The 11,444-nt window shown below is 70.6% G+C and carries 9 protein-coding genes; 5 read left to right on the plus strand and 4 right to left on the minus strand.

The window, feature by feature from the left end; all coding sequences use genetic code 11:
* The 5 genes from ACFE71_RS12930 to ACFE71_RS12950 all read left to right on the plus strand — a co-directional run.
* Positions 1 to 1,640 (plus strand): efflux RND transporter permease subunit (locus ACFE71_RS12930; protein ID WP_375429201.1); only part of this gene is annotated, 1,640 nt, incomplete at its 5' end.
* Positions 1,641 to 1,644: 4 nt separating this feature from the next.
* A complete protein-coding gene (locus ACFE71_RS12935) occupies positions 1,645 to 3,141 on the plus strand; it encodes an efflux transporter outer membrane subunit (protein WP_375429202.1) in 1,497 nt (498 codons plus the stop codon).
* A gap of 58 nt (positions 3,142 to 3,199) precedes the next feature.
* Positions 3,200 to 3,484 carry a hypothetical protein gene (locus ACFE71_RS12940; RefSeq protein ID WP_375429203.1) on the plus strand — a complete coding sequence of 95 codons (285 nt, stop codon included), beginning with the start codon at positions 3,200 to 3,202 and terminating at the stop codon, positions 3,482 to 3,484.
* Between the two features lie 32 nt (positions 3,485 to 3,516).
* Positions 3,517 to 4,857 carry an APC family permease gene (locus tag ACFE71_RS12945; protein ID WP_375429204.1) on the plus strand — a complete coding sequence of 447 codons (1,341 nt, stop codon included), beginning with the start codon at positions 3,517 to 3,519 and terminating at the stop codon, positions 4,855 to 4,857.
* Positions 4,854 to 5,417: an SAM-dependent methyltransferase gene (locus tag ACFE71_RS12950; protein ID WP_375429205.1), complete on the plus strand. Its 564-nt coding sequence runs from the start codon at positions 4,854 to 4,856 to the stop codon at positions 5,415 to 5,417. The genes ACFE71_RS12945 and ACFE71_RS12950 overlap by 4 nt, the downstream gene beginning before the upstream one ends.
* Here the strand turns inward: ACFE71_RS12950 and ACFE71_RS12955 are convergent.
* Genes ACFE71_RS12955 through kdpB form a run of 4 tightly spaced genes read right to left on the minus strand, consistent with a single transcriptional unit; the run spans position 5,414 to position 11,422 of the window.
* Positions 5,414 to 6,103, minus strand: coding sequence for a response regulator (locus ACFE71_RS12955; protein ID WP_375429206.1), 690 nt, complete (start codon positions 6,101 to 6,103; stop codon positions 5,414 to 5,416). The genes ACFE71_RS12950 and ACFE71_RS12955 overlap by 4 nt on opposite strands.
* The gene (locus ACFE71_RS12960; protein WP_375429207.1) at positions 6,100 to 8,775 is read right to left on the minus strand and encodes a DUF4118 domain-containing protein; all 2,676 of its coding nucleotides are present in this window, start codon (positions 8,773 to 8,775) and stop codon (positions 6,100 to 6,102) included. The genes ACFE71_RS12955 and ACFE71_RS12960 overlap by 4 nt, the downstream gene beginning before the upstream one ends.
* 13 nt (positions 8,776 to 8,788) lie before the next feature.
* A complete protein-coding gene (kdpC, locus tag ACFE71_RS12965) occupies positions 8,789 to 9,379 on the minus strand; it encodes a potassium-transporting ATPase subunit KdpC (RefSeq protein WP_375429208.1) in 591 nt (196 codons plus the stop codon).
* 12 nt (positions 9,380 to 9,391) lie between these two features.
* Complete coding sequence (gene kdpB, locus ACFE71_RS12970) at positions 9,392 to 11,422, minus strand: potassium-transporting ATPase subunit KdpB (protein WP_375429209.1); 2,031 nt, start codon at positions 11,420 to 11,422, stop codon at positions 9,392 to 9,394.
* Positions 11,423 to 11,444 lie beyond the last annotated feature (22 nt).

Below are 11,444 nucleotides of genomic sequence, written 5' to 3' on the forward strand. Positions count from 1 at the left end.
CCGGCCAGCGCCGCTACGAACGCGGCGTCAAGGCGACCGCGCGCAGCTGGAAACGATCGCTGGTCGTTTACGCGCTGATCGTGGCGGGCATGGGCACGCTGTTCTATCGCTTACCCTCCGGCTTCCTGCCCGACGAGGACCAGGGCTACGTCATCGCGCTCGTGCAGGGTCCTTCAGGCGCGACCACCAGCCGCACCGAACGCGGGCTGACGTTGGTCCGCGACCATTTCCTGAAGGCGGAGGCTGGCAACACGCGCGGCGTGTTCACCGTGAACGGCTTCTCGTTCGCCGGCCAGGGCCAGAATAGCGGCATCGGTTTCGTGCCCCTGAAGGATTGGGCGGAGCGCAAGGGCGCGGCGAACCGCGCGGCGGGGATCGTCGGGCGCGCGATGGGCGCGTTCGGCGGCTATACCGACGGGCTGATATTCGCGATCGTGCCCCCCGCGGTCGCCGAACTCGGCAACGCCACCGGCTTCGATCTCCAGATCGTCGACGAGACGGGGATCGGCTATCAACGCCTGCTCGCCGCGCGCAACCAGATGCTCGGCATGTCGCAGGCCGAGCCGCGCGTCGCGCAGGTCCGGCCCAACGCGCTCGACGACGCGCCGCAGTTGAAGGTGGAAATCGACCAGGACAAGGCGCGTACGCTCGGCGTCGATCTGGCGCAGGTCAACCAGACGATCTCGACCGCCTGGGGTGGGTCCTACATCAACGACTTCATCGACCGGGGCCGCGTCAAGCGCGTCTTCCTGCAGGCCGACCAGCCCTACCGCCAGAAGCCCGAGGATCTGGGCAGCCTGTTCGTGCGCGGCCAGGGTGGTCAGATGGTCCCCTACACCGCCTTCGCCACGCTCCGCTGGGAGAACGCGCCCGTGCAGATCACGCGCTATAACGGCTCGCCGGCGATGGAGCTGCTGGGCATCCCCGGCCCCGGCTATTCGTCGGGCGACGCGCTCGCCGCGATGGAGGAGCTTCATGCCAAGCTGCCGCCCGGAACCAAGCTTGAATGGACCGGCCTCAGTTTCGAGGAGAAGCTGTCGGGCGGCCAGGCTCCCGCGCTCTATGCGCTGTCGCTGATGCTCGTTTTCCTTTGCCTCGCCGCCCTGTATGAAAGCTGGTCGGTGCCCGTCTCGGTCCTCCTCGTCGTGCCGCTGGGCGTGCTCGGCGCGGTGCTCGCGGCGTCGCTTCGGGGGCTGAACAACGACATCTACCTCCAGGTCGGGCTGATCACGACGATCGGCGTGTCGGCCAAGAACGCGATCCTGATCGTCGAGTTCGCCGAGGAACGGATGCGCGACGGGATGAGCGCGTTCGACGCCGCGGTCGAGGCGGCGAAGCTTCGGCTCCGGCCGATCCTGATGACCTCGCTCGCCTTCGTGTTCGGCGTGCTGCCGCTCGCTCTCTCGTCGGGCGCGGGCGCGGGCGGACAGAACGCGATCGGCTGGGCGGTGGTGGGCGGCATGCTGTCGGCGACCGTGCTCGCCATATTCTTCGTGCCGATGTTCTTCGTGGTGGTGCTCCGCCTATTCGGCCGCGGCGGCCGGGCGGAACCCGCCGTGCGCGACGAACCCACCGACCCGCAGGGGCGGCCTTCGCCGCCCACCGACCCGCAGGGGCGGCCTTCGCCGCAGGGAGCTTGATCCGATGACGCGACTTCTCTCACTTGCGGCGCTTGCGGGCACGGCCACACTCGCCGGCTGCAACCTCGCGCCGACCTATGTCCGGCCCGTGGGTGCGGTGCCCGCGACGCTGCCCCAGGGCGGCGTCTATCCGCTTGGCCCGACCAACGCGCCCGACGTCACCGCGATCGGCTGGCGCGATTTCTTCACCGAGGACCGCCTGCGCCAGGTCATCGCGCAGGGGCTGGAGAATAATCGCGATCTCCAGGTCGCGGCCGCCAACGTCATCCAGGCGCGCGAACGCTTCCGCATCCAGCGCGCCGCCCAGGTGCCCACCACCGGCCTGACCGGCTCCGCCACCTACACCAACAACGCCTTCGGCGCGGCCGGCAGCGGGGGCACGAGTGGAGCAGGGGCAGGCACGGGGACGGGCGGCACCGGCGCGGGCGGTGGGGGCGTCGGGACGGGCGCAGGGGTCGGGACAGGTTCATCGAACCTCGAATTCTATTCGCTCAACGCGGGCTTCTCCGCCTTCGAGCTCGACCTGTTCGGCCGCGTCCGCAATCTCAGCCGCGCGGCGCAACAACAATATTTCGCCACCGAGGAGGCACGCCGTGCCACCCGCATCAGCCTGATCGCGGAAATCGCGACCGCCTGGCTCACCTACGCCTCCGACCAGGACCAGCTCAGCCTGTCGCGCGACACGCTCCGCGCGTTCGAACAGACCCGTACGCTAACTCAAGCGCAGTTCCGGGTCGGCGTCGCCTCCGAGCTCGAGGCGCGCCAGGCCGACACCAACTATCAGGCCGCGCGCAACGACATCGCCGTGCTCAGGACGCGCGTCGCCCAGGACGCCAACGCGCTCCAGCTGCTGGTCGGCGCGCCGGTCGCCCCCATGCTGCTGCCCGACGCGCTGGGGCAGGGCGAGGCGACGCTGCGCACGCTCCCGACCGACCTGTCGTCGCAGGTCCTGCTCCGCCGCCCCGACGTGCTCCAAGCCGAGCGCCAGCTGCTCGCCGAGAACGCCAATATTGGCGCGGCGCGCGCGGCCTTGTTCCCCAACATCTCGCTCACCGCCGCCGTGGGCACGATCAGCACCGCGCTGACCGGCCTGTTCGGCGGCGGCGGTTTCACCTACTCGGCTTCGCCCGGGATCTCATTGCCCCTGTTCGACGGGGGCCGCGCCCGTTCGAACGTCCGCCTCGCGCGGGCGACGGAGCAGGTCGCGGTCGCGAATTACGAGCGCACGATCCAGGTCGCCTTCCGCGAGGTCGCCGACGCTCTCGCCCAGCGCGGCACCATCGAGGAGCAGATCGCGGCCCAGTCCGCCCGCGCCGACTCCGCCCTGGTCGCCTCGCGCCTGTCCGACGCGCGCTACCGAGTCGGCGTGACGAACTTCATCACCGCCCTCGACGCGCAACGCACCGCCTACGCCGCGCGGCAGCAACTCGTGAACACGCGCCTCGCCCGCGCGAACAACCTGGTGGAGCTGTACCGCTCGCTCGGCGGCGGCTTGAACTAAGTTATTGCGGATGAGGGAAAACGGCGTACCCTGCTCTCAAAGCATAAGGAGAGCGATCATGGCGTACGCACAAAGTCCAACCGCCGCTTCGAACGTCGACCCGGGCGATGAGAGCATCATCATTCTTCAAAGCCTTCTGTGCCTGTTGCGCGAGAGGAACATCCTCACGCGCGCCGATCTCGAGGAGTTGAGCCACAAGGTCGCCCTGCGCGCGTCATGCGCGACCGACGGGCCCCTGTCCTGCTGCCCCGACGCCGCCACCGCCGCGTCGGAGGACCTGCGCCGGATCACCAGCTATCTCGGCCAACGTCACGGCGGAAAGCACGCCCGCGGCCTGGGCTGACCCGTCGATCCGGGCGTGGTAACGCGGTCGGCATGAGCCGACCCGACCCGCCCGGCCCCGTCCCGCTGCTCGGGCCCCGCGAGGCGATCGCGATCACCGTCGGGATTGTCATCGGCGCGGGCATCTTCAAGGCGCCCTCGCTCGTCGCGGGGGCCAGCGACGGGCCGGTCACGATGCTGCTCGCCTGGGCGCTCGGCGGCGCGATCTCAACCGTAGGCGCGCTCTGCTACGGCGAGCTGGCGTCGGCCTATCCTGGCCCCGGCGGCGACTATCGCTATCTCGTGCGTGCTTACGGCGGGCGGATAGGCTTCCTTTATGGCTGGGCGCGGCTCGCGATTATCCAGACCGGCTCGGTCGCGCTTCTCGCCTACGTCTTCGGCGACTACATGGCCAGCGTCCTGCCGGGCGGCGCGGCGATATACGCGGCGCTCGCGGTTACGGGCCTGACCGCGCTCAACTGGCTGGGGCTCCGCGCGGGGACGACGACGCAGAACTGGCTGGTGCTCGTCGAGGTTCTCGGCCTCGTGGTCGTGATCGTCGCGGGCCTCCTGTTCGCCCCCACCCTGCCCGCACAAGCGACTGTCCCAGTATCCAGCGAGGGCGCGCTCGGCCTGGTGCTGGTGTTCGTGCTCCTGACCTATGGCGGCTGGAGCGAGGCGGTCTATGTCTCCGCCGAGCTGCGCGACGCCCCGCGCCTGATGTGGCGCGTGCTGGTGATCGGCCTGGGTTTCGTCACCTTGCTCTACCTGCTCGTCAACCTCGCCTATCTGCGCGGCCTGGGGCTCGCGGGCATGGCCGCGTCGGACGCGGTCGCCGCCGACCTGATGCGTCGCGTCGCGGGACCGGCTGGCGCTACCCTGATCGCGGGCATCGTGGCGATCGCCGCGCTGACCTCCGCCAACGCGACGATCTTCACCGGCGCGCGGAGCAGCTTCGCGCTCGGGCGCGACGTGCCCGCGCTCGGCTGGCTCGGCCGATGGGATGCAGGTCGCGCGACCCCGGGCAACGCGCTCCTCGTCCAGGGCGCGGCGGCGCTGCTGCTCGTCGCGGCGGGCGCGGTCGCGCGCGACGGCTTCCGCCTCGCGGTCGAATACACCGCGCCGGTATTCTGGCTGTTCTTTCTGCTCGTCGGCATCTCGTTATTCGTGCTCCGCGCGCGCGAGCCCGACCTATCCCGCCCGTTCCGCGTTCCGCTCTACCCGGTCCTGCCGCTCCTATTCTGCCTGACCAACGCCTGGCTGCTCTGGTCGAGCCTCGCCTATACCGGCTGGGGAGCGCTGGTCGGGGTCGCGGTGCTCGGGCTCGGCGCGATCATGCTGCCCTGGATCGATTCCGCCCGCCATCCCGACCCGGCAAAGGAGCCTGTCCCATGAAGTACCTGCCCGCCGCCTTCCTGCTCGCGCTCTGCGCCGCGCCGCCGCTCGCCGCGCAATCGACCGCCGCACCCCGGCCCACGACGCCCAAGCCGCTCCGCGAACCCGACGTCATCTACGTGCCGACCCCGTTCGCGGTTGTCGACGCCATGCTCGACCTGGCTCAGGTGAAGGCCGGCGACGTGCTCTACGATCTCGGCTCGGGCGACGGGCGCATCCCGGTCACCGCCTCCGCGCGCTTCGGGATCCGCGCGGTCGGCGTCGACATCAACCCCACCCGCATCGCCGAGGCGCGGGTGAACGCCGCCGAGGCCAAGCTTACGGGCCGGGTTACCTTCCGCAACGAAGACCTGTTCGAGACCGACATCCGCGAGGCGACCGTCGTCACGCTCTACCTGCTCCCCGAACTCAACGACAAGCTCCGCCCGCGGCTGATGAAGATGCTCAAACCTGGCACCCGCATCGTCAGCCACGCCTTCGGCATGACCGACTGGGTTCCCGAAGCGACCCGCGAGGTCGAGGGCACGACGATCTATCTATGGCGAATCCCCGCGCGCTAGTCGCTCGTCCCGGTCGAAAGCCGATACCCCACCCCCAACTCGTTGACGATCAACTTCGGAGACGCCGGATCGGCCTCCAGCTTCTGGCGGAGGTTGCGCACCACGAGGCGGAGATACTCGACCGGCCGGTCGTGCGAGGCGGGCCACACCGCCGCCAGGATCCGCTCGTGCGTGACGACGCGGCCCGGGGCGCGGGCGAGTTCAGCCACTACATCAAATTCCTTGCGCGTCAGATGCACCTCCACCCCGCCCCGCGTCACCAGCCGCCGGTCGAGATCGATCACCACATCCCCCGCCGCGATCGGTCCGCGCTCGCCATCGGGGCGGAGCCGATGGCGCAGTGCGACGCGGACACGCGCGACCAGTTCGTCGGTGTCGAACGGCTTGGTGACGTAATCGTCCGCGCCGAGGTCAAGCGCCGCGACCTTCTCGTCCACCGCCTCGCGCGCGGACACCACGATCACCGCCGCGCCCCGCTTGAGCGAACCGATCAGCTCCAGCCCGTCCCGGTCGGGCAACCCCAGATCGAGCAGCACTAGGGCGGGCCGTTCGGCCGCCGCTAGTTCGGTCGCCTCGCGCGCGGTCCCCGCCTCGACGACCCGGTATCCCGCCCTCTGGAGCGCCCCGCGCGCGAGCCGCCGGATCGCGACCTCGTCGTCGACCAGCAGGATCAAGTGGCCGCTCACGACGCCTCCGCTTCGATGTCGCCGCGCATCAGCAGCGCACCCGGGAAGCGTAGCGAGAATACCGCGCCCTCCCCGTCCTCCCGGTTCGCCGCCTCGACGCTCAGCCCCATCGCCTCCGCGAATCCCTTCACGATCGCAAGGCCCAGCCCCGTCCCGCCGGGACTGCGGTCCGACCCCTCCAGCCGGTGGAACGTCTCGAAAACGCTCGCCTCGCGTCCGGGCGGCAGACCCGGCCCCTGATCCGCCACCGACAGGGTGATCCCGTCGCTCGTCCGCGCCCCACGCACGATCACGGGGGTGCCCGGCTCGCCATAGCGACCGGCATTGTCGAGCAGGTTGAGCAGGCAGTGATGGAGCAGCTGCGGGTCGACGCGCACCAGCGGCAGGTTGGGGGGCACCTCAAGCCGGATCGCGCGGCCTTCGAGGGCACCCCGCGTGTCGTGGACCGCGCTCGCCACCGCGTCGGTCAGGTCGGTCGCCTCGACCCGCAGCTTCAGCGCGCCCGCCTCGACGCGCGCCATGTCGAGCAGGTTCGCGACGAAGCGCCGCAGCCGCTCCGCCTCCGCGCGAATCGTCGCGACCTGGGCGGGATCGTTCCCGCGCTCCAACTCGGCGGTGGCGGCGACGATCGCGGTGAGCGGCGTGCGCAGGTCGTGCCCGACCGATCGGAGCAGGGCCGCGCGCAACCGGTCGCGCTCGCGGATCGTGTCCATCCCCTGCATCTCTTCCGTCAGTCGCACACGCTCAACCGCGAGCGACGCCTGGTCAAGCAACCCGACGAACAGCGGCAGCTGGTCGGAGCGCAGCGGGTCCTCCCCGTCGTCGCGCACCATGCCGAGCGCCGCGACCGTCTTCCCACCGGCGGTCAGCGGATGGAACCGCCATTCGGACGCGGTCAGCGTGTCGGTGCCGCGCCCGGTCGGCCGGCCATGCGCGAGCGTCCATTCGGCGGCGGCGCGCTCCATCGTCTCCAGCTTCAGGTCGACCGGGCCGCCCGCGAGCTCGATCCCCGTCGGCGTCGGCCGGACGACCACCGCGTGCGCGTCGAACGTCCGTCCCAGCTCCTCGCACACGATCGCCGCCAGCGCGTCGGCGTCGTTGACCGCGGTCAGGCGACGGAGGAACCCCGCAAGCGTCGCGTTCGACCGCGCGCTGGCGGCGGCCAGATCCGCCTGCGCGCGCACCCGCGACGCCAGCTGGCTGATCGCCACCGCGACGCCGAGCAGCACCACGACCGACACCGCGTTCTCCGGATCGGAGATCGTGAAGGTGCCGGTCGGCGGGATGAAGAAGTAGTTGTAAGCCAGGCTCGACGTCACCCCAGCGAACAGGCCCGCGCGCAGGCCGAACAACGTCGCCGCCGCCATAACCGGCAGCAGGTACAGGAGCGCCACGTTGCCGATATCGAGCAGCCGTGACAGGCCGCTCGCCGCCGCCGTCAGCGCCGCGACCATCAACGCGGTCCAGGCGTAATCCGACGGGTGCCCGCGCCGCCGGACCGTCCTCCGCGCGGTGATCGGCAACGGGGGCGGCGGTGTGGCCCCCTCCAACGGCATGACATGGACGGCGACGCCGGGCGTCTCGCGCACCAGCCGGTCGACGACCGATCCGTGCCGAAACTCGAACCAGCGCGAGCGCGACGACTTGCCGACCACGATCTGCGTCGCGCGCGCATCGGCGGCGAAGGCCTTCAAGCCGTCGACGACATGCTCGGCGGGAACGCTCGCCACCACGCCGCCCAACTGCGTCGCCAGGTTCAGCACCGACGCCAGCCGCTTATGCTCCGCCGGGCCGAAGCCCTGCGTGCGCGGCGTGTCGATATGGACGGCGGTCCAGGGCGCGCGCTGCGCATCGGCGATGCGCTTGGTCGCGCGAACCAAGCCGTCCGCGCCGGGCAGCTCGCTGACCGCGACGACGATCCGCTCGCCCGCGCCCCACACGCCGCCCGCGCCCGCCGCGCGGACGTCCTCCAGCATCCGCGCATCGACCGCCTGCGCCGCGCGGCGGAGCGCCAGCTCGCGCAAAGCGGACAGGTTCGGACGCGAGAAGAAGTGCGACAGCGCGCGCGTCGCCTCCTGCGGCAGGTACACCTTACCCTCGCGCAGCCGCTCGATCAGGTCGTCGGGCGGGATGTCGACGACCTCGATTTCCGCATCCTCGAGCACGCTGTCGGGCACCGTCTCGCGCACCCGCACATGCGTGAAGGACGCGACGACGTCGTTGAGCGACTCGATATGCTGGATGTTGACGGTGGTGAACACGTCGATCCCGGCCGCGAGCAGCTCCTCGACATCCTGGTGCCGCTTCGGATGCCGCGACCCGGGCGCGTTGGTGTGGGCGAGCTCGTCGACGAGCGCCAACTGCGGCCGCCTGGCGAGCAGGCCGTCCAGGTCCATTTCCTGAAGCGAGCGCCCCTGATACTCGACCGCGCGGCGCGGCAGGATCTCCAGCCCGTCGGTCAGCGCCGCAGTATCGGCGCGGCCATGCGTCTCGACGACGCCGACCACGACGTCGACGCCCGCGCGCATCCGCTCGGCACCTTCGGACAGCATCTCGTATGTCTTGCCGACGCCTGGCGCCGCGCCGAGCAGGATCTTGAGGCGGCCGCGCCCCGCGCGCGTCGCTTGACGGAGCAGCGCGTCGGGCGAAGGGCGCGGCCGTTCGCCGGTCAACGCGTGGCCCCGATCAACGCGTACCCGGCGTCCCGAGCCGATCGAGCGCGCGGTTGAGCGCCAGCACGTTCACGCGCGGCTCGCCCATGAAGCCCAGCGTCGGCGCGTCGACCGAGCGCGTCACGAGATCGCGCACGGCCGCCTGGGGCAACCCGCGGGCCTGCGCGACGCGCGCGACCTGCGCGAGCGCGGCGGCGGGCGACAGGTCGGGATCGAGGCCCGAGCCCGAGGTCGTCACGAGATCGGCCGGGACCGCGCCGGTCACGCCCTGCTCGCGGCGGGCCGCCACATCGGCCTTCACCCGGTCGACGAGCCGGGTATCGGTCGGCCCCAGATTGGAGCCCGCCGAGGCGAGCGCGTCATAGCCTTTGCCCGCGCCCGATGGCCGGGTCTGGAAATACCGGTCGGTCGTGAACGCCTGGCCAAGCACGGTCGATCCAATCACGCGCCCGTTCTCGCGGACCAGGCTGCCGTTCGCCTGCGTGGGAAAGATCGCCTGCGCCAGACCGGTCATGGCCAGGGGATAACCGATCCCGAGCAGGATCGCGAACAGGATCGTCAGCGCGATCGCGGGCCGCAGCGCGGCGGAGAAGTCCTTGCCCATCGTGTCTATCCCTTAGGCGAGGTTGAGGCCGCCGACGACCAGGTCGATCAGCTTGATGCCGACGAACGGCGCGACGAGCCCGCCCAGGCCGTAGACCGCCAGGTTGCGGCGGAGCAGCGCGCCCGCGCCCATCGGCTTGTACGCGACGCCCTTGAGCGCGAGGGGCACGAGGAGCGGGATGATCAGCGCGTTGAAGATGATCGCCGACAGGATCGCGCTTTCGGGCGTCCCCAGCCCCATGACGTTGAGGACGCCGAGCGACGGATAAAGCGCCGCGAACATCGCCGGGATGATCGCGAAATACTTCGCCACGTCGTTCGCCACGGAAAAAGTCGTAAGCGACCCGCGCGTCATCAGCAGCTGCTTGCCGAGCCCGACGACCTCGATCAGCTTGGTCGGATCGCTGTCGAGATCGACCATGTTACCCGCCTCGCGCGCGGCCTGCGTGCCGGTGTTCATCGCGACGCCGACGTCCGCCTGCGCCAGCGCGGGGGCGTCGTTGGTGCCGTCGCCGCACATCGCGACCAGCTTTCCGCCCTGCTGTTCCTTGCGGATCAGGTCCAGCTTGTCCTCCGGCGTCGCCTGGGCGAGGAAGTCGTCGACGCCAGCCTCGGCGGCGATCGCAGCGGCGGTGAGCGGATTGTCGCCGGTGATCATCACGGTGCGGATGCCCATCTGGCGAAGCTCGCCGAAGCGCTCGCGGATGCCCGCCTTGACCACGTCCTTGAGGAAGATCGCGCCCAGCAGCTTGCCGTCGCGCGCGACCGCCAGCGGGGTGCCGCCCGCGCGCGAGATCTCGTCGGTGATGCGGCGCAGGTCGGTCGCCGCCGCCGTCTCGCTCACGCCGGGGTAAGCGTTCAGGATCGACTCGACCGCGCCCTTCTGGATCAGCGAGCCGCCCGTGCGCAGGCCCGAAATGCGCGTCTGCGAGGTGAAGGGGATCACCTCCGCATCGGCCGGCAACGCGGTCGCGGTGACGCCGAACTTCTCGCGCGCCAGCACCAGCACCGACCGGCCCTCCGGCGTCTCGTCCGCCAGGCTGGCGAGCATCGCCGCCTCGGCGAGCGCGCCGGGCTGGACGCCGCCGACGGGGCGGAACTCGCTCGCCTGGCGGTCGCCGATCGTGATCGTGCCCGTCTTGTCGAGCAGTAGCACGTCGATGTCGCCCGCCGCCTCGACCGCGCGGCCCGATTTGGCGAGGACGTTGAACCGCACCAGCCGATCCATGCCCGCGATGCCGATCGCCGACAGCAGCGCTGCGATCGTCGTCGGGATCAATGTGATGAGCAGCGCCGCCAGAATCGTGACCGGGATCGACCCGCCCGCGTACGCGGCGAAGGACGGCACGGTGCCGACCGCGATCAGGAAGATGATCGTCAGCCCGACGAGCAGGATGGTGAGCGCGATCTCATTGGGGGTCTTCTGCCGCTCGGCGCCCTCGACCAGCGCGATCATGCGGTCGAGGAAGCCATGCCCGGGTTCGACGGTGACGCGGACCTTGATCTGGTCGGAGATGACGCGCGTGCCCGCCGTCACGGCCGACCGGTCGCCGCCCGCCTCGCGGATGACGGGGGCGCTCTCGCCGGTGATGGCGGACTCGTTGACCGACGCGACGCCCTCGACGACCTCGCCGTCCGACGGGATCAGGTCGTTGGTCTCGACGAGGACGACGTCGCCGACCGCGAGCTGCGCCGCCGGAACCAGCGTCCAGCTCGCGCCGCCGAGCTTCTTGGCCTGCAGCTCGGCCTTCGCGCCGCGCAAGCTCGCCGCCTGGGCCTTGCCGCGCCCCTCCGCCAACGCCTCGGCGAAGGTGCCGAACAGCACCGTCAGCCACAGCCAGATCACCAGCTGGAGCTTGAAGCCGGCGCCGAGCCCGTCCTGGCCGATAAACAGCAGCACCGTCACGAGCACCGCCACCGTCGCGGTTACGAACATGATCGGGTTGCGGATGAGCTGGCGGGGATCGAGCTTGCGGAAGGACTGCCCGATCGCGGGCAGCATCAACTCGGCGGTGAACAAGGATTGCGAGGCGGCGCGAGCCATTACCGGTGCTCCGTTCAGGACA

This window comes from uncultured Sphingomonas sp. (assembly GCF_964237155.1).
GTDB lineage: Bacteria > Pseudomonadota > Alphaproteobacteria > Sphingomonadales > Sphingomonadaceae > Sphingomonas.